The 22851-nt window shown below is 72.2% G+C and carries 24 protein-coding genes; 13 read left to right on the top strand and 11 right to left on the bottom strand.

Features of this window, described 5'->3' with window-relative positions; all coding sequences use genetic code 11:
- Positions 1-334: 334 nt before the first annotated feature.
- The 6 genes from ACIRFL_RS21250 to ACIRFL_RS21225 all read left to right on the top strand — a co-directional run bounded on the left by ACIRFL_RS21250 (position 335) and on the right by ACIRFL_RS21225 (position 4565).
- On the top strand, positions 335-883 hold the full coding sequence (locus ACIRFL_RS21250; RefSeq protein WP_404030441.1) for an NUDIX hydrolase: 549 nt from the start codon (positions 335-337) through the stop codon (positions 881-883).
- Between the two features lie 54 nt (positions 884-937).
- Complete coding sequence (locus ACIRFL_RS21245; protein WP_404030439.1) at positions 938-1330, top strand: YidH family protein; 393 nt, start codon at positions 938-940, stop codon at positions 1328-1330.
- The gene (locus ACIRFL_RS21240; RefSeq protein ID WP_404030437.1) at positions 1318-1638 is read left to right on the top strand and encodes a DUF202 domain-containing protein; all 321 of its coding nucleotides are present in this window, start codon (positions 1318-1320) and stop codon (positions 1636-1638) included. The genes ACIRFL_RS21245 and ACIRFL_RS21240 overlap by 13 nt, the downstream gene beginning before the upstream one ends.
- A gap of 217 nt (positions 1639-1855) precedes the next feature.
- Complete coding sequence (locus tag ACIRFL_RS21235) at positions 1856-2155, top strand: hypothetical protein (protein ID WP_404030435.1); 300 nt, start codon at positions 1856-1858, stop codon at positions 2153-2155.
- 167 nt (positions 2156-2322) lie between these two features.
- Positions 2323-3345, top strand: a complete 1023-nt coding sequence (locus ACIRFL_RS21230) for a phosphotransferase family protein (protein ID WP_404030433.1) — start codon at positions 2323-2325, stop codon at positions 3343-3345.
- A 5-nt stretch (positions 3346-3350) separates the two neighbouring features.
- Entirely contained in the window at positions 3351-4565 is a 1215-nt protein-coding gene (locus ACIRFL_RS21225; protein ID WP_404030432.1) for an acyl-CoA dehydrogenase family protein, read from the top strand.
- Between the two features lie 219 nt (positions 4566-4784).
- On the opposite strand, the gene ACIRFL_RS21220 is transcribed toward ACIRFL_RS21225, so the two are convergent.
- The 3 genes from ACIRFL_RS21220 to ACIRFL_RS21210 all read right to left on the bottom strand — a co-directional run bounded on the left by ACIRFL_RS21220 (position 4785) and on the right by ACIRFL_RS21210 (position 9224).
- On the bottom strand, positions 4785-5375 hold the full coding sequence (locus tag ACIRFL_RS21220; RefSeq protein ID WP_404030430.1) for a TetR/AcrR family transcriptional regulator: 591 nt from the start codon (positions 5373-5375) through the stop codon (positions 4785-4787).
- A gap of 158 nt (positions 5376-5533) precedes the next feature.
- On the bottom strand, positions 5534-6295 hold the full coding sequence (locus ACIRFL_RS21215; protein ID WP_404030428.1) for an SDR family oxidoreductase: 762 nt from the start codon (positions 6293-6295) through the stop codon (positions 5534-5536).
- A gap of 124 nt (positions 6296-6419) precedes the next feature.
- Entirely contained in the window at positions 6420-9224 is a 2805-nt protein-coding gene (locus ACIRFL_RS21210; RefSeq protein WP_404030426.1) for a penicillin acylase family protein, read from the bottom strand.
- Between ACIRFL_RS21210 and ACIRFL_RS21205 the strand changes: the two genes are divergently transcribed.
- Positions 9223-9462 (top strand): hypothetical protein, encoded by a 240-nt coding sequence (locus tag ACIRFL_RS21205; protein WP_404030425.1) that lies wholly within the window; start codon positions 9223-9225, stop codon positions 9460-9462. The genes ACIRFL_RS21210 and ACIRFL_RS21205 overlap by 2 nt on opposite strands.
- A gap of 15 nt (positions 9463-9477) precedes the next feature.
- The gene (locus ACIRFL_RS21200) at positions 9478-10080 is read left to right on the top strand and encodes a hypothetical protein (protein WP_404030423.1); all 603 of its coding nucleotides are present in this window, start codon (positions 9478-9480) and stop codon (positions 10078-10080) included.
- A 462-nt stretch (positions 10081-10542) separates the two neighbouring features.
- Here the strand turns inward: ACIRFL_RS21200 and soxR are convergent, their stop codons facing one another.
- Complete coding sequence (soxR, locus tag ACIRFL_RS21195) at positions 10543-11004, bottom strand: redox-sensitive transcriptional activator SoxR (RefSeq protein ID WP_404030421.1); 462 nt, start codon at positions 11002-11004, stop codon at positions 10543-10545.
- 132 nt (positions 11005-11136) lie between these two features.
- On the opposite strand from soxR, the gene ACIRFL_RS21190 reads away from it, so the two are divergent.
- Positions 11137-11598 carry a MaoC family dehydratase gene (locus ACIRFL_RS21190; RefSeq protein WP_404030419.1) on the top strand — a complete coding sequence of 154 codons (462 nt, stop codon included), beginning with the start codon at positions 11137-11139 and terminating at the stop codon, positions 11596-11598.
- Positions 11599-11634: 36 nt separating this feature from the next.
- Here ACIRFL_RS21190 and ACIRFL_RS21185 read toward each other — a convergent pair whose 3' ends face one another.
- Positions 11635-12258, bottom strand: coding sequence for a TetR/AcrR family transcriptional regulator (locus ACIRFL_RS21185; RefSeq protein ID WP_404030418.1), 624 nt, complete (start codon positions 12256-12258; stop codon positions 11635-11637).
- Between the two features lie 158 nt (positions 12259-12416).
- Positions 12417-12728: a YiaA/YiaB family inner membrane protein gene (locus ACIRFL_RS21180; RefSeq protein WP_404030417.1), complete on the bottom strand. Its 312-nt coding sequence runs from the start codon at positions 12726-12728 to the stop codon at positions 12417-12419.
- 128 nt (positions 12729-12856) lie between these two features.
- Between ACIRFL_RS21180 and ACIRFL_RS21175 the strand changes: the two genes are divergently transcribed.
- Both ACIRFL_RS21175 and ACIRFL_RS21170 read left to right on the top strand, forming a co-directional pair.
- On the top strand, positions 12857-13537 hold the full coding sequence (locus ACIRFL_RS21175; RefSeq protein WP_404030415.1) for a TetR/AcrR family transcriptional regulator: 681 nt from the start codon (positions 12857-12859) through the stop codon (positions 13535-13537).
- A 14-nt stretch (positions 13538-13551) separates the two neighbouring features.
- A complete protein-coding gene (locus ACIRFL_RS21170; protein WP_404030413.1) occupies positions 13552-14349 on the top strand; it encodes an ArsR/SmtB family transcription factor in 798 nt (265 codons plus the stop codon).
- A 50-nt stretch (positions 14350-14399) separates the two neighbouring features.
- Here the strand turns inward: ACIRFL_RS21170 and ACIRFL_RS21165 are convergent, their stop codons facing one another.
- The 5 genes from ACIRFL_RS21165 to ACIRFL_RS21145 all read right to left on the bottom strand — a co-directional run bounded on the left by ACIRFL_RS21165 (position 14400) and on the right by ACIRFL_RS21145 (position 20258).
- Entirely contained in the window at positions 14400-15779 is a 1380-nt protein-coding gene (locus tag ACIRFL_RS21165) for an ABC transporter ATP-binding protein (protein WP_404030411.1), read from the bottom strand.
- Between the two features lie 440 nt (positions 15780-16219).
- A complete protein-coding gene (locus ACIRFL_RS21160; RefSeq protein ID WP_404030409.1) occupies positions 16220-17461 on the bottom strand; it encodes an MFS transporter in 1242 nt (413 codons plus the stop codon).
- A gap of 22 nt (positions 17462-17483) precedes the next feature.
- Entirely contained in the window at positions 17484-18893 is a 1410-nt protein-coding gene (locus ACIRFL_RS21155; protein WP_404030408.1) for a CitMHS family transporter, read from the bottom strand.
- 140 nt (positions 18894-19033) lie between these two features.
- A complete protein-coding gene (locus ACIRFL_RS21150) occupies positions 19034-19651 on the bottom strand; it encodes a TetR family transcriptional regulator (protein ID WP_404030407.1) in 618 nt (205 codons plus the stop codon).
- A 73-nt stretch (positions 19652-19724) separates the two neighbouring features.
- Positions 19725-20258 (bottom strand): hypothetical protein, encoded by a 534-nt coding sequence (locus ACIRFL_RS21145; RefSeq protein WP_404030405.1) that lies wholly within the window; start codon positions 20256-20258, stop codon positions 19725-19727.
- A 175-nt stretch (positions 20259-20433) separates the two neighbouring features.
- Here ACIRFL_RS21145 and hmgA point away from each other — a divergent pair, with 175 nt between their 5' ends.
- Complete coding sequence (gene hmgA / locus ACIRFL_RS21140) at positions 20434-21750, top strand: homogentisate 1,2-dioxygenase (protein WP_404030404.1); 1317 nt, start codon at positions 20434-20436, stop codon at positions 21748-21750.
- 27 nt (positions 21751-21777) lie between these two features.
- A complete protein-coding gene (locus tag ACIRFL_RS21135; RefSeq protein ID WP_404030402.1) occupies positions 21778-22524 on the top strand; it encodes a GntR family transcriptional regulator in 747 nt (248 codons plus the stop codon).
- The last annotated feature ends 327 nt before the right edge of the window (positions 22525-22851 follow it).

Raw genomic sequence — 22851 nt, 5'->3', positions numbered from 1 at the left:
GCGCAGTTCCCCGCGCCCCTTCGGGGGCACCCGTCAGTCCTCGTCCGCGGCGCCGTCGTAGCTGAGCGCGCAGTTCCCCGCGCCCCTTCGGGGGCACCCGTCAGTCCTCGTCCGCGGCGCCGTCGTAGCTGAGCGCGCAGTTCCCCGCGCCCCTTCGGGGGCGACTGTTGGGCCTCGTCCGCGGCGCCGTCGTAGCTGAGCGCGCAGTTCCCCGCGCCCCTTCGGGGGCGACTGTTGGGCCTCGTCTGCAGCACCGTCGTGGCTGGGCGCGCAGTTCCCCGCGGGCCTTCGGGGGCGCCCGTCGGGCGCCGTCCGCGGGGGCGTCTCGCGGTTCTTGGGGGGTGGGGGCTGGTTGGATGGGGGGGTGAGTGTTGAGGAAATTCTTGACATTGTTGATGAGCATGATCGGGTCGTGGGGCAGTCGCCCCGGGGGGAGGCGTACGCGCGCGGGCTGCGGCACCGTTGTGCGTTCGTGCTGGCCCGGAACACGGCCGGCCGGATCTTTGTGCACCGCCGCACGGCGACCAAGCTGGTCTACCCCTCCTTGTACGACATGTTCGTCGGCGGCGTGGTCGGCGCGGGCGAGTCCTACGACGACGCGGCCCTGCGCGAGGCCGAGGAGGAGCTGGGGGTGACGGGGCTGCCCCGCCCGTCGCACCTCTTCACCTTCCTGTACGACGACGGCGCGGGCCACAGCTGGTGGTCGGCGGTCTACGAGGTCCGCTGCGCGCTTCCGGTCCGGCCCCAGGCCGAGGAGGTGGCCTGGCACGACTTCCTGAGCGAGGACGAGCTGGAGCGGCGGCTCGGTGAGGGTGAGTGGGAGTGGACGCCGGACGGCCTTGCGGCGTACCGGCGGCTGCGCGCGCACCGGGGCCAGGCATGACCAGCACAGACCCGGCCGACCTGCCCCGCCGAGGGGCCCGATAGGGTCCTCGACGTGAGCGAATTCCTGCGAAACGTCCGGTTCTGGTTCGCGCCGGACCGGGTCCGGGACGAGGGCGACACACCCGACTACCGGTTCTCGCTGGCGAACGAGCGCACCTTCCTGGCCTGGCTGCGCACCGCGCTCGCGCTGATCGGCGGGGGTTTCGCGGTGGACCAGTTCCTGCCGGAGCTGCGCTGGGCCTGGCGGGTCGGGCTGGCGCTCGCCCTGCTCGGCGCGGGCGTGCTGTGCTCGCTGCGCGCGATCAACCACTGGGTGCGCTGCGAGCGGGCGATGCGGCGCGGCGAGGACCTGCCCGCCTCCCGGTTCCCGGCGCTGCTGAGCCTTGTCGTCGGGGTGGTGGCGGTCGCCATGGTGTTCGTCGTGCTCGTCGGGTGGGAGGGGTGACGGCCGGCCGGGACCCGGGGCTGCAACCGGAGCGTACCCGGCTCGCCTGGCGGCGCACGACGCTGTCCTCCGCCGTGGTCACCGTGCTCGCCGTGCGCACCGCCCTGCACGGCGGGGCGTCCGCCGCCGGCCTGCTGGTGTGCGCGCTGTGCTGCGGGCTCTGGCTGGGCTTTCTCTGGGTCGCCCACCACCGGGTGCGGGTGCTCGCCACGACCGCGCGCCCCCCTTCCCTCACCCCACGGCATGCCGCCGCGGCGGCGCTGTGCGCGGTGGCGATGGCGGTGTGTGCTGCGGCGATAGTCGTCTAGGGGCACCCCGAGCGGGCACCAGGGGGGCGGACTTCGGTCCGGGAACGGGAACTGGCCGCCCTGCGGGCCCGACCCTGAGGTCCGGCGGCGGCCTGTGCGGCCATGGTCCGCCGTCCTCCGGGGTACCCGGACGCACGCGGCCAGGATGCCCCGATATGTCCCGTATGCATGGCAGCCTGTGCGTCGTCAGCGCCTCTCACTCCCGAAGGTGAGCACCATGACCGCAGTTCATCAGGAACACGCCGCCCACGACACGCACCGCCACGGCCCCGGCTGCGGGCACACCGAGGTGCCGCACGGCGATCACGTGGACTACGCGCACGACGGGCATCTGCACCGCGAGCACGCCGGGCACTGGGACGAGTGCGAGCCGGCCGGGCACACCACCCACGAGGGCCACGACCACCAGCACGGCGAGGGCTGCGGGCACACGGGTGTGCGGCACGGCGACCACATCGACTATCTGCACGACGGCCACCGGCACGCAGAGCACGCCGGGCACTGGGACGACCACTGACCCCGGCGGCACCCCCGCCGCACCCCGGTCGACGGCTCCTTCGCGCGACGCGCGGGGAGCCGTCGCCCTATCGTGGCTCCGATCACGTTCGGTCCCCGCACTGGACGGCATACCGACCGGTCGGCATCATTGTTCGCGTCCTGTTTCCCTGTCCGTAGGAGCGATGCATGGGTCCCGACCACCCGCCAGGACTCGATCCCGACCGGTTGCGCGGTCTGCTCGACCGTGAACGGCCCGGTCTGGTCGACGGCCCCCTGACCGGACGGCTGATCGAGGGCGGACGGTCGAACCTCAGCTACGCCGTCACGGACGGCAGGTCGACCTGGGTCGTGCGCCGGCCCCCGCTCGGCCATGTCCTGGCCACCGCGCACGACATGGCGCGCGAGCACCGCGTGATCGGCGCGCTGCACCCCACACGGGTGCCGGTGCCGCGCCCGGTGCTGCTGTGCGAGGACCCCGATGTGCTCGGCGCGCCCTTCTACGTCATGGAGTTCGTCGAGGGCACGCCGTACCGCACCGCCGAACAGCTGGCCCCGCTGGGCCCGGAACGCACCCGGAACGCGGTGCTCTCCCTCGTCGACACCCTCGTGGAACTGCACGCCGTGGACCCCGCCGAGGTGGGCCTCGCGGACTTCGGCCGTCCCGAGGGTTTCCTCGACCGGCAGCTGCGCCGCTGGGGCAAGCAGCTGGACGCCTCCCGCGACCGGGAGCTGGCCGGCATCGACGAACTGCACGCGGCCCTCGGGCGCGCGCTGCCCGCGTCCCCGGCGCCGACCGTCGTGCACGGCGACTACCGGCTCGACAACGTCCTCATCGACGCCGACGACCGGATCACGGCGGTCCTCGACTGGGAGATGTCGACGCTCGGCGACCCGCTCACCGATCTGGGCCTGCTGGTGATGTACAGCCTGCCGCTGGGCACGCCGCACTCCCCCGTCTCGACCACCGCCGAGGCCGCCGGACACCCCGCGCCGGCCGAGCTGATCGAGCGGTACGCCGCACGCTCGGGCCGGGATGTGTCGGCCGTCTCCTGGTACACGGCGTTCGCCTGGTTCAAACTCGCCGTGATCCTGGAGGGCATCCACTACCGGTACACGCTGGGGCAGACGGTCGGACCCGGCTTCGACCGCATCGGTGACCTCGTCCCCGTCTTCATCGAGCACGGACTCACCACCCTCCGGGAAGGCTGACGGTCATGGACTTCGCGTTCGACGCGCGCACCGAGGAACTTCGCGCCAGTCTGCTGGCCTTCATGGACGCGTACGTGTATCCCGCCGAGGCGGTCGCCGAGCAGCAGCGGGCGGCGGCCTCGCCCTGGGAGACCCCGGCCGTGGTCGAGGAGCTGAAGGCCGAGGCGCGCAGGCAGGGACTGTGGAACCTGTTCCTGCCGGACGCCGAGTACGGCGCCGGGCTGACCAACCTCCAGTACGCGCCGCTGGCCGAGATCACCGGCCGCTCCCCGCAGCTCGCGCCCACCGCGCTGAACTGCGCGGCCCCGGACACCGGCAACATGGAGGTGCTGGCGCAGTTCGGCGACGAGCGGCAGAAGAAACAGTGGCTGGAGCCGCTGCTGGCCGGTGAGATCCGCTCGGCGTTCGCGATGACCGAGCCGGAGGTGGCCTCCTCGGACGCCACCAACATCACCACCCGTATCGAGCGGGACGGCGACGGATACGTCGTCACGGGACGCAAGTGGTACATCTCCGGGGCTATGAACCCGGACTGCCGGATCTTCATCGTGATGGGCAAGACCGACCCCGGCGCCGCCGATGTCCGCCGCCAGCAGTCCATGGTCCTCGTGCCCCGCGACACGCCGGGGGTCACGGTGCGGCGGGCGATGCGGGTCTTCGGGTACGAGGACCACTACCACGGCGGTCATGCCGAGGTGGTCTTCGACCACGCGCGCGTGCCGGTGTCGAACCTGATCGGCGAGGAGGGCGGCGGGTTCGCCATCGCCCAGGCCCGGCTCGGGCCCGGCCGCATCCACCACTGCATGCGGCTGATCGGCATGGCTGAGCGGGCGATCGAGCTGATGTGCCGGCGTGCCGTGTCCCGCACGGCCTTCGGCACGGCGCTGGCCCGGCAGGGGGTGGTCCACAACTGGATCGCGGACGCCCGGGTGACGGTGGAGCAGCTGCGGCTCCTGGTGCTGAAGACGGCGTGGTTGATGGACACGGTGGGCAACAAGGGCGCGCACACGGAGATCCAGGCCATCAAGATCGCCACGCCGCGCGCGGTGGTCGACATCATCGACCGCGCCATCCAACTGCATGGCGCGGGCGGCGTCAGCCAGGACTTCCCACTGGCCGAGCTGTACGCGGCCGCCCGCACCCTGATGATCGCGGACGGCCCGGACGAGGTCCACCAACGCTCCCTGGCCCACCGAGAGCTGAAGAAATACCTCCCCTGAACAACCCCGCTCCGGGCAACGCCCCAAAGGGCCGCGAGGAACTGCGCGACCAGCCACAACGCACCCGCAGCCGACCACCCCCCACACACACCCGCACCACCCGAAACCCACAGCACGCCCCAAAGGGGCGCGGGGAACTGCGCGCCCAGCCACGACACACCCGCAGCCGACAGACGGCAGACGACCGACGGCGGCACGACCCGGCCGAGTCGCACAGCGTTATCGCAGGGCCCGCAGCAGCAGGTCCGCCAGGTGGTCGGCGACCTGCTGCGGGGTGAGCGGGCCGTTCGGCCGGTACCACGTCGCCAGGTGGTGGACGGAGCCGAAGTGGTAGTCCACCACCAGGTCCGCCGGGGTCGCCGTGGAGAAGACGCCCTCCCGCTGGCCCTCCTCGATCAGCGCGCGGAAGCGTTCGTGGTAGCGCCGGCGCTCGGCGCGCACCTGTTTGTTCTTCTCGGGGCTGAGGTGGTGCATGGAACGGAAGAAGATCATCGCGTCGTCGAGGTTCTCGATCGTGGTGACGACCACGTCGGCCGCCGCCGCCCGCAGCCGCTTGTCGACCGGTTCGTCGGCGTTGGCGAAGGCGTCGAGCCGTTCCTGCTGGACGCGCAGCACACGGGCGTAGACCTCGTGCAGCAGGTCGTCCTTGGAGCCGAAGTAGTGGTAGAGCGCTCCCTTGGTGACGCCGGCCGCCTCGACGATCTCCTGTACGGAGGTGCGATCGTAGCCCTGCTCGGCGAAGAGCCGTGTGGCGGCGGCGAGGAGCCGCTGCGGGACGGGAGTCCCGTCTCCGTCCGTCGTCCTGGGCACTGCCGCCACCTGCCTTTCCGTGGTGCTTGACTAGCCGTCGTGCGCGCGGGAACACGGTTCCCGAGCAAGGATCTTTCCACTTCCCGTCCCGGGCGGTCCGGGCAGGATCTGTGACCGGGCGCGGGCACGTACGGGCCGGGCGGCGGGTGCGGAGCCGGTCATCGGTTCGCCTCCCAGGCCCGCTGGAGGTGGTTCATGCCGGACAGCCAGCGGTCCGGGTCAGTGGCCCTGACCCGGTAGTACGCGGCGACCTCGGGGTGCGGCAGGATCAGGAAGCGGTCCTCCTCGATGCCCTGGAGCAGGGCGTCCGCGACGTCCTCCGGTTCGATCGCGGTCGGTCTGAGCACGAGGTCGCCCGCGCTGCCGGTGGCGGCCAGCATGTCGGTGTGCACGCCCTGCGGGCAGATGGCGTGGACCTTCAGTCCGCGGTGCCGGTAGGTCAGTGACAGCCACTCGGCGAAGGCGTACGCGCCGTGCTTGGTGACGCTGTAGGGGGCGGCGCCGATCATGGTGAGGAGTCCGGCGGCGGAGACGGTGGACACGAAGCGGCCTGCGCCGCGCTCCAGCCAGCCGGGCAGCAGCGCGTGGGCGGCGCGCACGTGGGCCATGACGTTGACGTCCCAGGCCCGCGCCCAGACGTCCTCGGGCGCGGCCTCCGAACCGCCCGAGCCGAGCCCGGCGTTGGCGCAGTAGACGTCCACCGTGCCGCCCAGCGCGTCCCGGGCCGCGGCGACGGTCGTGGCCGCGTCGCCGGGGACGGCGATGCCGCCGATCTCGTCCGCGACCGCCTCGGCGCGGTCCGCGTCGAGGTCGTTCACGACGACCCGGGCGCCCTCGGCGGCGAAGCGGCGGGCGAGCGCGGCCCCGATGCCACGGCCCGCTCCGGTGACGACGACTCCCGCATCCCGCACGGCTCCCACGCTGGGCCCCCTTCGACGCGACTCGGCCCCCGCGCTGCCACACTAACCGGTCGGTATGTTCACGGGAAAGGCCGACCGCGACACGTCGGCGGCGGGCCGCGTCGTGCGGGCCGCCGCCGTCGGGTCAGCGGTGCGAGGTGAACTCCACCACCTGCTGGTAGGTCGGCCGGTTCTGCCAGCTGATCTTGCCGTGCTTGATGCCGCCCAGGGTGCGCTGGACGATCGAGTCGGCGCACCACTGGTCGCCCGCCGAGCACTGCTCGTCGCCGGGGTAGACCTGGGCGGCGGTCAGTCCCGCCGCCTGCTTGAGCGTGCCGAGCAGGACGTCCCGGCAGGAGCCGAGGCTGCCGCCGCCGCAGTACTTCTGGGCGAGCGGCCCCTGCACCGGTTCGCCGAGCACCGCCCGGATGTCCTTGTCGACATAGCTCCACCAGCCGTACTGGAAGGAGCTTCCCGCGTGCGATCCGGTCGGTCCGTGCCCGGCCGACGGCGCCTCGTCCACCGGCAGGTTGGCCGTGAACGCGGCGAACAGGTCGCTGCCCAGACCGGGTTCGAACTGGGCCTTCACCAGCAGCGGCCACCAGGCGTCCAGGATCCGGACGGCGTCGGCGTTCGCGTACTGCTTGGAACCCGCCGACGTCTCCGTGCGTTTGGCGCCGGCACTCACCCACGCCTGGAGCTTGCTGACGGCCGCCGCTGCCGTGGAGTCGGTGACCGTCGAGCTGTTGATCACCTTCAGCAGGTCGGGCAGCACGTCCTCGGCGCGCAGATCGGCGAGCCCGGCGTCCGCCATCGCCTTCACCAGCGAAGCGCGGGTGACCCCGCCGGCCTTGACCAGCTTCTTCACCCGGTCGTCGAGGAGGTTGCCGCGGTGCACCGAGCCCTCGCCCCAGGGCGCTGCGGTGTAGTCCTTGGCCTGCTTGTTGTTCCAGGAGATGTAGTAGTCCTGGTCGACGGAGTGGGGGTGCTCGGCGGGCGGCGTGTAGTCGGCCGTGTTGCTCGCCGGGTCCCAGCCGCGCCACTCGTAGGCGGGCCGCGCCCACACCGGGAACTCCGCGTCCACCCCGCTCGCCCGCACCGGGTTGCTGCCGCTGTTGTAGTACGCGGTGTGCCGGGAGTCGGCGTAGAACCAGTTGAACGTGTAGTTGATGTGCTGGGCGGCGGTCTGGAAGTCCTCGGGGCCCTTGACGTGGTCCGGGTCGTTCAGCATCTGGAAGCCGATGATCGAGTCGACCTCGTGCAGGTAGGAGGAGCGCAGGGTGGTGTAGGCGACCTTCTTGCCGCCGACGGTCGCCCGGTACGCCACCGGCCCGTACGCGGTGCGCCAGACCCGCATGGTGTACGAACCGGCCGCGGTGCCGTCGGCCACGGTCGGCTTCCAGGCGTTCTTCTGCTCGACCTTCTCCATGGCGGTACAGGTGCCGCGGTACAGATAGTGGTAGTCGTCCTGGCACAGCTCGACCGCGAAGGTGTCGATGATGTCCTGGCCCGAGGTAGTGGCGCTCCACGCGTAGTCCTGGCCGCGGCCCAGCTCGACGTACATGCTCAGGCCCGCGAAGGAGGCGCCGCGGGCGCTGATGCCGGGGCCCTGGATCTCCTGGAGCATGAGCAACTGGGGTGCGAAGTAGCCGGTCTGCGGGCCGAAGACGGCGATCGGGTGGCCGCTGGCGGTGTGCGCGCCGCTCACCACCAGGGCGTTGGACATGCCGCGCCGCGCGGAGCCGACCGCGCTCTTCGCGGCCGTGTCGGAGGCGCCGGCGGCGCTCGCGGTGGCGGCGCTGCCGGTGCGGTCGTGGACCAGCGGCTCCTGGGTCACCGAGCCGGCGTCGGGCAGGGCCGCGCCCTCGGGGTCGGCGGGCTTGGCGCCGTACGGGAAGCTCTCGCCGTTGTGCACGGTGAGGACGGCCTCGGGGTCGTTGCGCTCACGGAAGGACTCCCACAGGCGGGTGCCCTCCTGGACGCCGTACTTGGACTGGGCGGCGATCAGGGAGAGCGCGTTGTCGACCTCGCCGCCACCGCCGGCGCCGAACAGCGAGCCGATGACGGAGGCGAGCGCGACCAGGTCGGTGACCTTGAAGTGCTCGATGGTGCCGGCGTTGGTGATGGAGTCCTTGTGGCCGGTCAGTACGTATTCGCCGGGGAAGTAACGGCCGCTGTCGGAGGCGTCGATGTAGGCGTTGATGCCGTCGATGTAGGCGTTGACGTCGGCGAGGGCCTGCCGGCCGCGGTCGCCGTTGTGGGTGACGGCGTTGTCGATCTGGGCCTGGAGGTCCGCCTCGGTGTAGGGGGCGTTGCGGTAGAACTGCTGTTCAAGGCCCTGGTTGGCGGCGGCGCCGCCGGCGAACGAGGTCAACTGGCCGCGGCCTACGTGCCGGAAGACGTCCATCAGCCACAACCGGTCCTGGGCCGCGGCGTAGCCGGCGCCGAACTCGGTGCCGTACCGGGTGGTGCCGGTGATGTGCGGGACGCCGGTCTTCTTGTCCCGGACGATCGTCACGTCGGTGCGGCCGGCCGGCTTCTCGGTGGAGGCGACCTGGTCGGCGGGTACCCCGAACGAGGCGTCGTTGAAGAAGGTGTTGATCTTGGCGTCGGTGAGCGCGGAGTAGCCCGTGGCCAGGCCGGCGTAGGGGCCGAGCTGGTCCTCGGCGTGGTCGGGCTGGGTGCCGAACGCCTGGTTGAGGAGGATCTGCACGAGGGTCGCATTGCCGTTCTGACCGGGCGGCAGGATGTCGGAGCACTGCCCGCCGCAGTGGTCGGCGGCGGCGGCCGTCTGTGCCGCCGCCGGCTCGGCCGCCGCCGCCCGCTGGGTCAGCGGCGACAGCAGTCCGGCGATCAGCGCGCATACGGACGCCGTCTTGAGGAACCCGGTGCGACTGCCGGGAGTTCTCAGTTTGTGGAACAACGCGTTGCGTGGGGTGCGCCGTGGCATGGCAGCTCCTCCCGACGGGGGTGGGCCGGACGTTACCGCCGGTATCCCCGACATTGAAGATGAACATGCGTCACTTTTCGGCGTCGTCGGAGCCGTTGACCGCGTCAACCGGGGGCACGTTATGGCGGGCATCGGAAATCGGATGGAGCCGATTCGCGTGTCGATACGTCTATTCGGCGACGTCGCACGAAGTCCGTACGGCGACGCCGAAGTGACCGATGTACAGGTGCAGGTGTGACGGAGGTGCAGGGCGATGGCCGGTTTCCGGAGTCTGGCGAGACAGGTGCGCGATACGCGGTGCGACCTGGCGCTGCGACGCTACTCGCTGCGCAAGTGCCTTGAGCGGTTCGCTCCTTACGGGCACAGGGCGACCTGGGACCATCTGTGCTCCCGGGCCGGATTCGACCCCGAGGACCGTTCTCCCGATCCGGTGCGTCTCGTGGCCGCACTGGAGGAGTTGGAGGAGGCCCGGGCGGTCTGGCTCGGCTACGAGGGGGAGTTCGCCGAGCGCCGCAGGAAGGAGAAGCACGACGGGCTGCGCCGGCCGGGCAGCGTGGACGACTGGCACCGGCTGACCTGGGGCGGCTTCGGGGTCGCCTGGTGCGACGACCCCCGGGTCCACCCCCGCGAACCACTCGCCGAGGTGCTGCGCCGGCTGATCGCCGCCCTTGAGCGGGCGCCGGGCTCGGCCTGCCCGGTGTGCGCCGGGGAGCGCCTGGTCTGGAAGTACGACCTGGATCACGAACCGTCGTCGGGTCCGGTCTGCGTGGACTGCGGAATTCTCGTACCGCGACCCGTCCTCACCCCCGAGGCACTGGGCTACGCCCGGCGCGGCCGGATACTCATGTCGGCCTGACCGGCCGGGGGGTGCGCCGGGGATGCCGCACCCCCTGTCAGCGACGACCGGCATCACCGGAGCGCCGGAGCGGCGACGGCACGGAGGCGCCGCTGGTGCCGGAGCGGCGACGGTGCGGGGTGCCGCTGACGCCGGAGCGACGACCGCGCGCGAGCGACAACGATCCGAGGTGCCGCTGGGGCCAGAGGTGATGGACGGCGCTGCGGCCGGGGCGCACGCGGGAAAGGTGGCCGGGTGGGAACAGCGCGGCCTGAGGGGCACCGAGGCGTGTCGGTGTGCCGTATCGGCGCGTGAGGGCGGCCGACGGGAGCAGCGCGGCCCGAGGGGGACCGAGCCGTGTCGGCGTGCCTCGCCGGCGCGTGGGGGAACAGCGCGGTCCGAGGGGTACCGGGCTGTTGGTGTGCCGTGCCGTGGGGCGGTCGGCCATAGCGGAGTTGCGGCTTGTGGACGGCGCGGCGGTGCCTACCGGTGGCGTTCCACCAGCAGTCGGGAGCCCGAACCGGTTTCGCCGAAGGCGTCGTCGGGGTTCGACAGGACGCAGCTCTCCAGGGAGAGGCAGCCGCAGCCGATGCAGTCGGTGAGGTGGTCGCGGAGCCGGTTCAGCTGTGCGATGCGCTCGTCCAGTTCGGAGCGCCACGCCTGCGAGAGCCGGGCCCAGTCCTCGCGGGTCGGGGTGCGCTCCTCGGGGAGTTCGGCGAGCGCCTGGCGGATCGTGGCCAGCGGGATGCCCACCCGCTGGGCGGCCCGGACGAAGGCGACGCGGCGCAGGGTGTCACGGCTGTAGCGGCGCTGATTGCCGGAGGTCCGACGGCTGCTGATGAGCCCCTTGGACTCGTAGAAGTGCAGGGCGGAGACGGCGGCGCCGCTGCGCGCGGACAGTTGGCCGACGGTCAGCTCGTGGATCTTCTCGGGGATCTGGGGCACTCGTCACAGCCTACCCATCGCGGCACCGTCGCGGTCCGTTGACAGGGCGCGCCACCCCGACCATGCTGAGCAGTTGCTTAGCCGTAGGCGATTTCCGTTTCCGTACGTACGCGAGAGGCCGGGACAGGGACCATGGCAGAACCGAGGATCTTCACCTCCCCCGACGAGCTGAAGGCGGCCGTGGGCGAGCAACTGGGGTACACCGACTGGGTGGAGGTCGACCAGAAGCGGATCGACCTCTTCGCGGACGCCACCGGCGACCACCAGTGGATCCACGTCGACCCGGAGAAGGCCGCCGCGGGGCCGTTCGGCACGACCATCGCGCACGGGTACCTCACCCTGTCCCTGCTGCCGCTGTTCGGGCCGCAGCTGCTGCGGGTCGACGGCGCGACGATGGGCGTCAACTACGGCACCAACAAGGTCCGGTTCCCCGCCCCGGTCCCGGTCGGCTCCCGGCTGCGCGCCACCGCGCGGATCACCGGCGTCGAGGACGTCACGGGCGGCGTCCAGCTGAGCGTCGCCTTCACGGTGGAACGCGAGGGCGGCGACAAACCGGTCTGCGTGGCGGAGTCGGTCTCCCGCTACTACCTCTGAGTCCTCCCCTGCGCTGCGCCGCCCGGCGGGCCGGGGTTACTCGGCGCCGACCATGCGCAGCACGAGGTCGGCGTAGAGCGCGCCGACCTGCTCCGGTGTCCGCGGGCCGTTCACGTTGAACCAGCGGGCCACGTCGATGCACAGGGAGAGCACCGCGAGGGTCGTGCCGTGCACGTCGAGGACGTCGAACTCGCCGGACGCCACGCCCTCCTCGATGATCCCGCGCACCTCCGCGTCGACCTGGCGGCGCAGCGCGACGATCTCGGCGCGGGCGTCCGGCCCGAGCGCGTCCAGCTCGTACTGCACGACCCGGGCGGTGGTGCGCCGGCCGGCGTGCCAGCGGACGAAGGAGCTCACCGCGTCGGCCAGCCGCTCCCTGGCGCTGCCCTCGCGCCGGGCGGCCGTGCGCAGGATGTCCAGCGCCTTGTCGTGACCGATGCGGCTGATGCGGTGGAGCAGTTCTTCCTTGGTCTTGTAGTGGATGTAGAGCGCGGCCGGGCTCATGCCGGCGCGGCCGGCGATGTCGCGGGTGGTCGTCGCGTGGTATCCGCGCTCGGCGAAGGCCTCCACGGCGGCGATGAGCAGCCGCCGGGCCGCGTCAGGGGTGACCTCGTCCCACGGCTCGACCTCGCCGCCGGTCGTCTCCTCCGCCGTACTCATCGCTCGTTCGCCCCTCTCGGTGACAGGAGGTCCACCATACCGCCGAAGGTGAGCGGGCGCTTAGCCCGCCTTCCCGTCACCCGGCCCCGCCAGTCGGCCCCGCCGATCAGCCGCGCCTCCCGGCCCCGCCGATCAGCCCCGCCGATCAGCCCCGCCGATCAGCCCCGGGCGTGCGGTGACGGTCCCGGCTCCTTGAACGGGTCGTGCGCGGCGAGGAGTTTGTCCAGCCGGGCCTGGTCCACGCGGCTCACGATCTGGCCGGCCTCCTGCCGGTCCCGGATGACCTTCGCCAGGGTGAAGGCGGAGGTGACCAGGTACAGGACGGCGATGCCGAGGAACGCGCGGACCCAGGCGTCCGTGTGCAGGTTGTAGATGCCGAGCGCGGTGGCCGCGAGGGCGACGCCGAAGGACGCGACGGCCTGGCCGTAGAAGGCGGTGGTGCTCTGCTGCTTGACCGGTGTCTCGCTCATGCGGGCCAGCGTCGCGCGCGGTGGCCGGGGTCACATCCGCTCAGCTACTCAGACGCGTACTCAGAACGCCTCGTCCTCCATGAAGCCCACCGCAGTTATCACCGCTAGTTTATGCGGGCAGCCCTACTATGTGCGCCATGGCCCGACCGCGCAAGCCCCTCCTCAGCACCGACCGGATCGTCCGGGCGGCACGGGAACTCGTGGACGCGGAGGGCCTGGCGGCCGTCTCCACCCGCCGCCTCGCCGCCGAGCTGGGGGTGAGCGGACCCTCGCTCTACAACCACTTCCGCACCAAGGACGAGATCCTGGAGGCGGTCGCGGACTCGGTGAGCGGCCAGGTCGACCTGTCGATGTTCGAGGACGGCCGGGACTGGCGGACGGCGCTGCACGACTGGGCCGTCTCCTACCGGACGGCCCTGCGCGACCACCCCAACATCGTCCCGGTCCTCGCCCGCGGCCCCGGCCGCCGGCCCGCGGCACTGCGCCTCGCCGACGCCGTCTACGGCGCGATGGTCGCCGCCGGCTGGCCGCCCGCGCAGGCCACGTCCATCGGCGCGCTGATGCGGTACTTCATCATGGGCTCCGCGCTCGGCTCGTTCGCCGGGGGATTCGTGGGCGACGCGAGCGCCTACGACCCCGCCGACTATCCGCACCTCGGGCAGGCGCACCTCCTCGCCGAACAGCAGGAGAAGATCGACGAACGCGCTTTCGAGACGGGGCTGACGGCGCTGCTGGACGGGCTGGCGCAGCAGTACGAGCGGGTGGCGCGCCGCGCGGTGACACTTCGGCGGCGGCCGAAGGGTTCCTGACCGATGCTGGAGGCATGACCGTCAAGGATTCCCGTGCCGCGGGACTCGCGGCGTTCGCCGCACTGCTCGCCGACGAGACCCGGGCGGCCTGTCTGCTGGCGCTGCTCAACGGCCGGGCCTGGACCAACGGCGAGCTGGCCCGACATGCCGGGGTCGCCGCGTCCACGCTGAGCGAGCATCTGGGCAAGCTGGTCGCCGGCGGGCTGCTCACCGAGGAACGGCAGGGGCGGCACCGGTACGTGCGGCTGGCCGACGCGCGGGTCGCCCAGCTCGTCGAGGAGCTGACCGCGCGCATCGCCCCCGAGGCCACGGCCCGCCCCCCGCGCACGCTGCGGGAGTCGAGCGCCGGATCCGCGCTGGCCCGCGGACGCACCTGCTACGACCACCTCGCCGGGCGGCTCGGCATCGCGATCACCGACGCGCTGACCGAACGCGGGCTGCTGAGGATCACGGACGGGCCGGCGGACGTCACCGCGGCCGGGCTCCGCGCGCCGGCCGCCGCGTCGGCCTCGCGGCCGGTGCCCGGGGAGCGGGGCACCGGGTTCGCGCTCACGAGGGCGGGCCTGAAGTGGTTCGGCGACGCCGGTATCGGGCTGGCGCACCCGGGCCGCCGGCCGCTGGCCCGGGCGTGCCTCGACTGGACCGAGCGCCGCCCCCATCTGGCGGGGGTCGCGGGCGCGGAACTGTGCCGGCACGCCCTGGACGCGGGCTGGTGCGTCCGTATCGGCTCGGGCCGCGCCGTGAAGCTGACGGCCACCGGCGAACACGCCCTGTCCGGCCTCCTGGGCATCGCCCCCGGCACCCTGCGCTGAACCGGCCCCCGGGCGGCGCGGGCCGGGCTTTCGGGCGACGGCCGGTGGTGTCAGTCGTCCAGGTCCGGCAGCTGCGCCGGGGACGGGCAGATGCGCTCGCCGTGCTGGTCGAAGACGAACAGCTGGGCGAGGTCGACGAGGAGCGGAACCTGCATCCCGTGGCGGAGCCGGACGTCCGGGGTGGTCCGCACCACCAGGTCACCGGGCAGCCGGCCCTCCGGGGGCGCGGGGTCGGGGCCGTCGTCCGCCGCATGGTCCAGCACCACCACCGGCCCGGCGCGCAGCGCGCCCGTCCGCTCCCGGATCCGCCCCAGCATGGTCGTGCCCTCGCGCCGGCGGCGGCGCGAGGGGCGGACGGCCGGGCGCGGGGACTCCAGGTCGGGTACGACAGCCGGGCTCGAACCGGTGTTGAAGTGGACCAGGACCTCGTGCCCCTGGAACTCCACGTGCTCCACCAGCCCGGTGATCGGCACCTCGCCGGGGCGGGCGAAGGAACGCGCCGGGGGTCCCCCCTGTTCGCGCGGGGCCGAGAACTTGGGGGAAATACGGACCGCCTCCGAGCGCAGCCCGACGATCACCTCGCGACCCTGCTGGACGCGGAGCAACTGGTGGTCCAGGCTGAGCGGTTCGGGCAGCCTGAGGTACTGCTTGCCGAGGCTGATGGTCATCGCGCCGTCGAGCGGGGCCCGCACCACGCCGTGCAGCAGGTTGATGCGCGGGGTGCCGACGAACGCGGCGACGAAGACGTTGCGGGGCAGCCCGTACACCTCGCGGGGGCTGCCGACCTGCTGGAGCACGCCGCCGCGCAGTACGGCGACCCGGTCGCCGAGGGACATGGCCTCGGCCTGGTCGTGCGTGACGTAGACCGTGGTGACGCCCAACTCCCGGGTCAGCTGGGAGATCTCGGCCCGCAGGTGGCTGCGCAGCTTGGCGTCGAGGTTGGACAGCGGCTCGTCCATCAGGAAGGCGGAGGGGTGGCGGGCGATGGCCCGGCCCATGGCGACGCGCTGGCGTTCGCCGCCGGAGAGCTGGGCGGGGAAGCGGTCGAGCAGTTCCTCGATGCCGAGCATGCGGGCGGTGGCGTCCACGCGGGGGCGCGGGTCGGCGCCAGGGGACTCGATGCGCAGCGGAAAGCCGATGTTGTCGCGGCTGGTCATGCTCGGGTAGAGGGCGAAGTTCTGGAAGACCATCGCGATGTCCCGCTCGGCGGGCTGGAGGTTGTTGGCGTACCCGCCGTCGAGCAGCAGCGTGCCCTCGTCGATCTCCTCAAGGCCGGCGATCATTCTGAGCACGGTGGACTTGCCGCAGCCTGACGGGCCGAGGAGGACCAGGAACTCGCCGGGTGTGATGTCCAGCGAGAGGCGGTCCACCACCCGGGTGCCTCGGCTGTAGGACTTGCTGACGTCGTGCAGCGAGATGGCGCGTGTCATCGCAGGTGCCCCCGGGGGCTCACCAGAGCGCTGGTGCTCCGTCGGTCGAAGGCCCCGTGCGGGTCGAACGGGGCCTGTGGGTCACGGAAGTTAACGGAATGTGTGCGGCGGGGGGAAGAGGGAGGGCTCCGCCGGTTCAGCGGAAGAACCCCGCTGCCGCCGATATCCCGATCCAGAGGACCACCAAGTCACCGGTTGTGGTTCGGGGTGCGGCGTGAGGGCGGTCGACGTCGGCGGTCAGCGCCCCGAAGGGGCGCGGGGCTGTATTCATATGCGGCTCCGCCGCGATGGGGGTCCCCCTGTTCGAGCGAAGCCGAGAACTTGGGGGAGCGACCAGCCACAACGGGTGCCGCAGACGACCGACGGCACAGCGCGGCATTCCCAGCGGAGCGCACGGCGCCGCCGTGCGGCATGGCTCCGTTGCCGGCTGCCGAGGCGGTTCAGTGGTTGGGGTTGGGGTGGGGGGTTTCGAGAGGTGGTGTGGGGTTTTGGGTGGGGAAGGGCGCCGTGTCGGTCGGGCGGGACGGGGAGCGCAGGGCCACCGCCGAGGACAGCAGCAGGAGCGCGCCGAGCATGACGAACGGCGCGGCCACACCGGCGACTCCGGCGACCAGACCGGCCGCGGCGGGCGCGGCGACCTGGCCGAGCCGGTTGCCGGTCAGCCGCAGTGCGAGGGCGGTGGAGCGGGCCTCGTCGGGGGCGGCCTGTACGACCGTCGTCATGGACAGCGGCTGACCGACGCCCAGGCAGAAGCCGAGCACGGTGAGGGTCAGCCCGAGCGCCCACACCGGCAGCGGCAGCGCGATGCCCGCACAGAGCAGGGCCGCCAGCAGACAGGTCACCGTGAGCAGCGCGGGCCGGCCGAGCAGCCGCAGCAGCGGCGTCAGAACGAGGCGGCAGGCGATGGTGGCGCCGGCCCGCAGGCTGAGCAGGACACCGATCACGGACGGCGCGATGCCGCGGTGCTCGCCGACCACCGGGAGGTAGGCGGTGAGGATGTCCGTCGCGGACAGCACCGACAGGCTGATCAGCATGCCCGCGGGCACGCCCCGGGCGCGCAGGATCCGGCCGACGGGCACGCGTGCGCCGGACGCGCCGCGGGACATGCCGGCCGTACGGTCCTCGATGCGCCACAGCGAGGTGACGGCGACCGCCGCGCCCGCACCGGCGACCACGAGCGCCAGGGCGCTGCTGCCGGCCATGTCGGGGCCGCCGATCAGGGCGCCCGCCGAGATCGGCCCGACGAGCTGGCCGAGCGAGGCGCCGATGGTGAAGTGACCGAAGTTGCGGTCCTGTTCGTGCGGCGCCGACTGGCGGGCGACCAGCGACTGGGCGCCGATCACGAAGCCGAGGTGGCCGAGGCCCATCACGCCGCTCCACAGGGCCATCGCCCACAGGGAGTCGGCCAGGCCGCTGAGTGCACAGCCGCCGGCGATGAGGGCGACGCCGGCCGGGAGCAGCGGAGCGCAGCGGCCGTGGTCGGTGCGGCGGCCGAGCGGTACGGCGGCGAACAGCGGCAGCAGCGCGTACACGCCGGCGATGACGCCGATCGCCCGTTCGTCGGCGCCCAGCGCGAGGGCCCGGTAGGAGACGGCGGGCCGTGCCATGGACACCGCGCCCTGCGCGAAGCCGAAGGCGATGACGAGGCGGAGCAGCCAGCCGCGGTTCGTGCCGGGCCTCACGATGCGGTCCTTTCTGCTGCGGTCAGATGATGCCGAAGAGGATGCCTGCCCCGAGTACCACCAATGAGGTGAGCGCCGCCCACTTCACCACGAACCTGGTGTGGTCGCCGAACTCGACCTTGGCCATGCCGACGAGGACGTACACGGCGGGCACGAGCGGGCTGGACATGTGCAGCGGCTGGCCGACCAGGGAGGCACGGGCGATCTCCAGCGTGGAGACGCCGTGCGCCTGCCCCGCCTCGGCGAGCACGGGCAGGATGCCGAAGTAGAAGCCGTCGTTGGACATGAAGTAGGTGAGCGGGATGCTCAGCACGCCGGTGACGAAGGCCATGTGCGGGCCCATGCCGTCGGGGATGTTGTCGACGAGCCACTTCGCCATGTGGTCGACCATGCCCGTGCCCTGGAGCACACCGGTGAACACGGCGGCGGCGAAGACCATCCCGGAGACGTTGAGCACGTTCTCGGCGTGGGCGCCGATACGGGCCTTCTGGTCGGGCATGTGCGGGAAGTTGACGGTGAGGGCCAGCGCGGCGCCCAGCAGGAACAGCACCGGGATCGGCAGCCACTCCATGATCATGGCGGTCAGCAGGGCCACCGTGAGCAGCGCGTTGAACCAGTACAGCCGGGGCCGCAGGGTGGGCCGGTCGGGGTCGAGGCCCTGGAAGCCGCCGTCCGCGGGCTCCTCGGGGTCCGCGTCCGTGCCGGAGCCCGCACCGCCGGTGCTCGCCGGGCCGGTGCCGGCGCCGGAGCCCGCGCCGACCAGCACCGTCTCGGTCTCGGTCGCCCGCTCCTCGACCAGGGCCTCGTCCAGGGTCAGCACGCCGAGCCGCTTGCGCTCGCGGCGGCCGAGGACGTAGGCGAGGGCGATCACGGCGAGCAGGCCGACGGCGAGTGCCGGGATCATCGGCACGAAGATGTCGCTGGCGTCGAGCTTCAGCGCGGTGGCGGCGCGGGCGGTGGGCCCGCCCCACGGCAGGGTGTTCATCACACCGTTGGCCATGGCGGCGACACCGGTCATCACGACCAGGGACATCTTCAGGCGCTTGTACAGCGGGTACATCGCCGAGACGGTGATCATGAAGGTGGTCGAGCCGTCGCCGTCCAGGGACACGATCGCGGCGAGCACGGCGGTGCCGACGACGATGCGCAGCGGGTCGGCCTTGCAGAAGCGCAGGATGCCGCGCACGATCGGGTCGAAGAGGCCGACGTCGATCATCACACCGAAGTAGACGATCGCGAACATGAGCATCGCCGCCGTGGGGGCGAGGCTGGTGACGCCGTCGATGACGTAGTCGCCGAGGTGGGCGCCCTTGCCGACGAACACGCAGAACAGCGCGGGGATCAGCACGAGCGCCGCGATCGGCGACATCTTCTTCAGCATGATCAGGACCAGGAAGGTCGCGATCATGGCGAAGCCGAGGATGGTCAGCATGAATGGATACCTAACGTTCGCCCTTGAACTCCCACCAGGGCCGGCGGTGCGATGACGTTAGGTCCGGCGAAACCGCGTTAACAAGATGTTGACGTGCGAGCAATAAGCGCAAAACTCCAGGTCACAGCCGCGCCGGGCGATCAGTCCAGTACGCGCGCCAGATAGGCGCCCAGCAGCACCCGGGTTTCGGCGATGATCGTCTCGTCGCCCTGCGGGGCCATCCGGAAGGCGAGGTGGACGAGGGTGTCGGCGGCCTCCACGGCGACCAGGAAGGTCCGTCGCAGCTCCTCGTCGGGGGTACGGCCGAGATAGCCGGAGAGCAGGGCGGTGAGGCTGTCGGCGACACGGTGGTTGGGCTCGGCGTGCCGGTCGCCGACCGGTATCTGGTTGCCGAAGTCCACGAGCGAGAAGCCGGGTGCGGTGCGCTTCATGGCCAGGTACTCGTCCAGTACGGCGTCCACGGCCGCCCGCCAGTCGCCCGGCCGGGCACCCTCCAGCCGCCGGGTGACGCGCTCCGAGTAGCGTTCGAGGTTGCGCTGGGCCAGGGCGTCGGCCATCTGCCGCTTGTTGCCGAAGAAGCGGTACACGGAGCCGATGGGCACGCCGGCGCGCAGCGCGACGGCGCGGGTGCTCAGGGCGTCGTAGCCGACCTCGTCGAGGAGGTCGGCACAGGCGTCGAGGATCCTCTCCAGGCGTTCGGCACTGCGTCGTTGGACGGGGGCACGGCGGAGCGATGTCGCATGGGGCACGGGCTCCATGATGCCTTTCGGCCGCACTCCGGTGAACCTCGTCCGCCAGGACGACGCGGTGCGGCTCCCCACGTCGGCGCGCTCACTCGGTGGTGACGCTCGTCCCGGTCGGTGCGGGTTCGGTTCTCGATGTGGTGACGTCGGCGGTGCTTTGGACCGGTTTGGCGTGTACCGCCCACACCGTGCCGTCGTCGGCGTAGAGGCGGGCGGTGACCTGGTGGGTGCCCTGCGGGACGAGGCCGGCGGCGAGGTGGTGGCGCGGGGCGCGCAGCCGGGCGACCGGCTCGCCGTCCACGAAGAGGAGAACGAGTCCGCGCCCGGGCCGCGCCCGCTCGTCGGTGCCGTCCGGTGAGAGGTGGAAGGCGTGCAGCCGCAGCCGTATCTGCCAGCCGCCGGTGGCGTCGGGTGTCACCTCGATGTCGACCTCGGGTGCGGCGTCCGCGGGCACCTCGCGGTAGCGCCGCCCCTGCTCGTCCGTCTTGTCGAGGAGCCGGCCCGTCGGTGCGGGCGACCGCGCGCCGGTCCCTTCGCGCGCCTGACCGGTCCCGCAGCCGACCGCCCCGGTCAGCAGCAGGACGCACACGGCGAGCGCGCTGAGAAGTCCACGGGTCCGCATGTCCGGGAGCGTAGAACACCGGCCCGCGGCTCCGGATCCCCCTGGAGTCGGGAGTTCCGGTCGGCGCCGTACCCCTCAGGGAGCAGGCGGGCGGGCCCCCTTGCGTCCGCACACACCCATTCCTATGGTGCTGCATAGGAATGGGCAGCGGCATCGGGTTCGCAAGGGAGCGATCATGAGCGGCGACGCACGCAAGACCGCCGAGCGACTGGACTATCTCCACGGCTTCGGCAACGAGCACTCCTCGGAGGCGGAGCCGGGCGCCCTGCCCGAGGGCCGCAACTCCCCGCAGCGCGCCCCGCTCGGGCTGTACGCCGAGCAGCTCAGCGGCACGGCGTTCACCGAGCCGCGGGCGCACAACCGCCGGTCCTGGCTGTACCGCATCCGCCCGTCCGCCGCGCACCCGGCGTTCACTCGCACCGACGCCGGCGCGCTGCGCACGGCGCCGTTCATCGAGACGGTGCCCGACCCCAACCGGCTGCGCTGGAACCCGCTGCCCGAGCCGCCGGCCGGCACGGACTTCCTCGCCGGGCTGTGGACCCTCGGCGGCAACGGCGACGCCACCGAGCGCAGTGGCATGGCCGTGCACCTCTACCACGCCAACTCCTCGATGGAGCGCGTCTTCAGCGACGCCGACGGGGAGCTGCTGATCGTGCCGGAGCACGGCGGGCTGCTGCTGCGCACGGAGTTCGGCCTGCTGCATTTGGAGCCGGGACATGTCGCGTTGATTCCCCGTGGGGTGCGCTTCCGTGTGGAGCTGCTGGACGACTCGGCGCGGGGTTATGTGTGCGAGAACTATGGTTCGCCGTTCCGGCTGCCCGACCTCGGCCCGATCGGCGCCAACGGGCTGGCCAACGCACGCGACTTCCGGGCGCCGGTCGCCGCGTACGAGGACGTCGACGGTCCGGTGGAGGTGGTGAACAAGTTCTGCGGCAACCTGTGGACGGCGACGTACGACCACTCCCCGCTCGACGTGGTCGCCTGGCATGGCAACCATGTGCCGTACGCCTATGATCTGCGTCGCTTCAATGTGATCGGAACCATCTCCTACGACCACCCCGACCCGTCGATCTTCACGGTGCTCACCTCGCCGTCGGACACCCCGGGACTGGCCGGCGTCGACTTCGTGGTGTTCGCGCCGCGCTGGCTGGTGGGCGAGGACACCTTCCGGCCGCCGTACTTCCACCGGAACGTGATGAGCGAGTACATGGGCCTGATCGAGGGCGCGTACGACGCCAAGGCGGAGGGCTTCGTGCCGGGCGGCGGCTCGCTGCACAACATGATGTCGGCGCACGGACCGGACCGGGAGACGTTCGACCGGGCGAGCGCCGCCGAGCTGACGCCGCACCGCGTCGACGACGGCCTCGCGTTCATGTTCGAGACGCGCTGGCCGGTCACGCTCACCGGGCAGGCGGCGCGCACGGACCACCTCCAGCAGGACTACGACGGCGTCTGGCGGGGCCTGGAGCGGCACTTCCGCCCGTTGCGCTGATCGGCCCCGACGGGTACGGATAGGCCGGTGACCTCCTTCGCCCCGGACTCGATCGTCCTCAACCGCAAGCTGCCGCTCTGGTACCAGGTGTCGCAGTCGCTGCGCGCGTCGATACTCGGCCGCTCGCCCGAGGACCCGCTGCGGCTGCCCACCGAGGAACGGCTGGCGGAGCACTACGGCGTCAGCGTGCTGACCATGCGGCAGGCGCTGAAGGAACTGGAGGACGAGGGGCTGATCAGCCGGCACCGGCGGCGCGGCACCTTCATCGAGCCCGCCGCCCGGCGCGGCACCCCGGTGCGGCTGTTCGGCTCGGTGGACGCGATCGTGGCCCAGCAGTCCGGGATGACGACCGAACTGCTGGACCGGGGCCGGACGGCGGTGCCGGCCCAACTCGCCGAGTACTTCCCCGACCTGGCCGAGGTGGCGACGTACCACCGGCTGCGCCGCGACGAGGAGAGCGGTGAGCCGACCAACCACGCCCGCAACTACGTCCGTCCCGCGCTGGCCCGGCGCATCGACCCGCAGGACCTGGTCCGCTCGCCGATGACGAAGGTGCTGCGGGACGTCGTGGGCGCGGACATCGCCCGCATCACGGACACCGTCGAGGCCCGGCTCGCCGACCCGGAGACGGCACGGCTGCTCCAGGTGCCGCTGCTCAGCCCGATCCTGCACTACACGGGCGTGAGCTACGACGCGGCGGGCCGGGTGCTGGACGTGGCGGTCATCCACTACCGCGGGGACCGGTTCTCCTTCACGGTGACCCTCGCGGAGTGACTCCGTCGGTTTGGCTGGGCTTGTGGGCGCCGTGGTGCGGCAGGCCGGTGGCCGGGTGCGGGTCTCGGCGTGGCTGAGCGAGCTGACTCCGTCGGGTCGGCCCGGGGCGGGTGGGCGCCGTTGTGCGACAAGCCGGTGGCCGGGTGCGGGACTCGTCGTGGCTGAGCGCGAGCTGACTCCGTCGGGTTGGCCCGGGGCGGGTGGGCGCCGTTGTGCGACAAGCCGGTGGCCGGGTGCGGGACTCGTCGTGGCTGGGCGCGCAGTTCCCCGCGCCCCCTGCGGGGCCACCTGGCGCCGTCGGGTCGGCCCGGGGCGGGCGCCGTAGCG

It is taken from the genome of Streptomyces sp. NPDC102462, assembly GCF_044765425.1.
Taxonomy (GTDB): Bacteria; Actinomycetota; Actinomycetes; order Streptomycetales; family Streptomycetaceae; genus Streptomyces.
This window is presented reverse-complemented; position numbering and strand designations above follow the sequence as displayed.

Excerpts from the sequence above, each read along its gene's own strand:
- ACIRFL_RS21235 (WP_404030435.1), top strand. The coding sequence starts at position 1,856 with ATGACCGCAGTTCATCAGGAACACGCCGCCCACGACACGCACCGCCAC.
- ACIRFL_RS21230 (WP_404030433.1), top strand. The coding sequence starts at position 2,323 with ATGGGTCCCGACCACCCGCCAGGACTCGATCCCGACCGGTTGCGCGGT.
- ACIRFL_RS21225 (WP_404030432.1), top strand. The coding sequence starts at position 3,351 with ATGGACTTCGCGTTCGACGCGCGCACCGAGGAACTTCGCGCCAGTCTG.
- ACIRFL_RS21205 (WP_404030425.1), top strand. The coding sequence starts at position 9,223 with ATGGCAGCTCCTCCCGACGGGGGTGGGCCGGACGTTACCGCCGGTATC.
- ACIRFL_RS21210 (WP_404030426.1), bottom strand. The coding sequence starts at position 9,224 with ATGCCACGGCGCACCCCACGCAACGCGTTGTTCCACAAACTGAGAACT.
- ACIRFL_RS21200 (WP_404030423.1), top strand. The coding sequence starts at position 9,478 with ATGGCCGGTTTCCGGAGTCTGGCGAGACAGGTGCGCGATACGCGGTGC.
- ACIRFL_RS21190 (WP_404030419.1), top strand. The coding sequence starts at position 11,137 with ATGGCAGAACCGAGGATCTTCACCTCCCCCGACGAGCTGAAGGCGGCC.
- ACIRFL_RS21185 (WP_404030418.1), bottom strand. The coding sequence starts at position 12,258 with ATGAGTACGGCGGAGGAGACGACCGGCGGCGAGGTCGAGCCGTGGGAC.
- ACIRFL_RS21180 (WP_404030417.1), bottom strand. The coding sequence starts at position 12,728 with ATGAGCGAGACACCGGTCAAGCAGCAGAGCACCACCGCCTTCTACGGC.
- ACIRFL_RS21175 (WP_404030415.1), top strand. The coding sequence starts at position 12,857 with ATGTGCGCCATGGCCCGACCGCGCAAGCCCCTCCTCAGCACCGACCGG.
- ACIRFL_RS21170 (WP_404030413.1), top strand. The coding sequence starts at position 13,552 with ATGACCGTCAAGGATTCCCGTGCCGCGGGACTCGCGGCGTTCGCCGCA.
- ACIRFL_RS21165 (WP_404030411.1), bottom strand. The coding sequence starts at position 15,779 with ATGACACGCGCCATCTCGCTGCACGACGTCAGCAAGTCCTACAGCCGA.
- ACIRFL_RS21155 (WP_404030408.1), bottom strand. The coding sequence starts at position 18,893 with ATGCTGACCATCCTCGGCTTCGCCATGATCGCGACCTTCCTGGTCCTG.
- ACIRFL_RS21150 (WP_404030407.1), bottom strand. The coding sequence starts at position 19,651 with ATGGAGCCCGTGCCCCATGCGACATCGCTCCGCCGTGCCCCCGTCCAA.
- ACIRFL_RS21145 (WP_404030405.1), bottom strand. The coding sequence starts at position 20,258 with ATGCGGACCCGTGGACTTCTCAGCGCGCTCGCCGTGTGCGTCCTGCTG.
- hmgA (WP_404030404.1), top strand. The coding sequence starts at position 20,434 with ATGAGCGGCGACGCACGCAAGACCGCCGAGCGACTGGACTATCTCCAC.